This is a genomic window from Acinetobacter sp. 228, assembly GCF_048147885.1.
In genome coordinates this window covers 1-1,608 of record NZ_JAYWYV010000182.1, presented here as the reverse complement: position 1 = coordinate 1,608, position 1,608 = coordinate 1, and the positions used below count along the sequence as shown (strand labels likewise).

The 1,608-nt window shown below is 39.2% G+C and carries 2 protein-coding genes; one reads left to right on the top strand and one right to left on the bottom strand.

Translation table 11 applies throughout. From position 1 onward, the window contains the following. A partial coding sequence (locus VXQ92_RS17150; protein ID WP_416682630.1) for a mechanosensitive ion channel family protein occupies positions 1 to 952 on the top strand: 952 nt, incomplete at its 5' end. Here VXQ92_RS17150 and VXQ92_RS17145 read toward each other — a convergent pair. After that, a partial coding sequence (locus tag VXQ92_RS17145; RefSeq protein ID WP_416682629.1) for a 16S rRNA (uracil(1498)-N(3))-methyltransferase occupies positions 932 to 1,608 on the bottom strand: 677 nt, incomplete at its 5' end. The two genes, VXQ92_RS17150 and VXQ92_RS17145, sit on opposite strands and share 21 nt — an antisense overlap.

Sequence of the window (1,608 nt, the reverse complement as noted above, 5' to 3'; positions counted from 1 at the left end):
TGTTGCAAAAAATACAGGCGAACTTTTGCAAGAAGCAGGTACTAAAACCACTCAAACAGTTTTAGCGCATACCGAGAAATACCATGATGCCTATACCACTATCGACAAAATCGTAGATAGTTTTTGGGAACGTGTACCTTATATCTGCATTGCAATTGTTGTTTTTCTTATTTTTTGGCTACTGACCAAATTATTTAAGTTCTTTGTTCGTAAGACTTTAGAAAATCGCTCTTATACTCGTCAAAATCTTGTTTTAGTTTTAAACCGTGTCGGTAGTACAGCGATCTTATTCTTTGGTTTCTTAATAGCCCTTGTCATTATGATTCCGGGTTTCACACCAGGCCAGCTTATGAGTGCGCTAGGTATCGGTTCGGTCGCCATTGGTTTTGCATTTAAAGATATTTTCCAAAACCTGCTTTCAGGTATTTTGATTTTATTGAGCGAGCCATTCCGTATTGGCGATTCAATTGTGGTGAATTCACTTGAAGGAACTGTAGAAGACATCCAGATCCGTGCAACCTTCCTACGCTCACCGGATGGTCGCCGTATTGTTATTCCAAATGCAACGGTTTATACAAGTGCCTTAACTGTTAATACTGCTTATCAACAACGACGCTGCGAGTTTGTAGTCGGAATTGGCTATGACGATGATGAGCAAAAAGCAAAACAGATTATTTTAGATATTCTCAACAATGACCGAAATGTACTGAGTCAGCCTGCGTTTTCGGTTAATGTCACAGCTTTAGCAGATTTCTCGGTTAACCTGACTGTACGCTGGTGGGTTGATACCACTGAAACTGATATTTCTTCATCTATTAGTAATATTCAAGCTCAAGTAAAACAAGCTTTCAATGAAAATGATATTGATATTCCTTACCCAATTCAGGAATTAAAAATGGTATCTAATCCACTAGCTTTAAACCCTGAAACATCAGCTAAACAAACGACCTAAAATATAAGAAATAGACGTTTCGGTTCTTAAAATACGGTTGCCTAAGCTCATAGCTTGGCAGCCGTTTTTTATGAGCAAATCTACTTCGTAAGGAATAAATCCCCCTTCCGGTCCGACCACTACACTACAAGCATGGCTAATATTAATTGGCATACGTTGCTCAGCATAAGGATGAGCCACATAGGCAGGTGTTTCCTGCGTAATTAAGCTTGGCAAGACGTCTTCAACAAAAGGTTTAAAGCGTTTATAGAGTTGAATTTCAGGAACAATTGTATCGCCTGCTTGCTCAAGTCCCAGCGTAACGTAGTTGTCTACTTGCTGTAAAAAAGGTGTTTGCCAATAGCTTTTATCAACACGATAACTATGAATCAGGCTTATCTTTTCAACCCCTAAAGTCACACTGTCCATAATTAGACGGCGTAAAACTTTAGGTCTTGGTAAAGCTACAATTAAATGAACCGGAAGTTTTGCTGGTAGTAGTTCTTCACGAATAGGCCGTATACGGACTTCATGCTCATTCATCGAAACAATTTCAGTGATATAACGGGCGCCGTTGCGAATACCAACTTTTAGGTTCTGGCCGACTGTAATATCAAGATGTTCACGCAAATGCTGTAATTGACGTTTTGAATGGATAGACCATGTATCCGATTGAA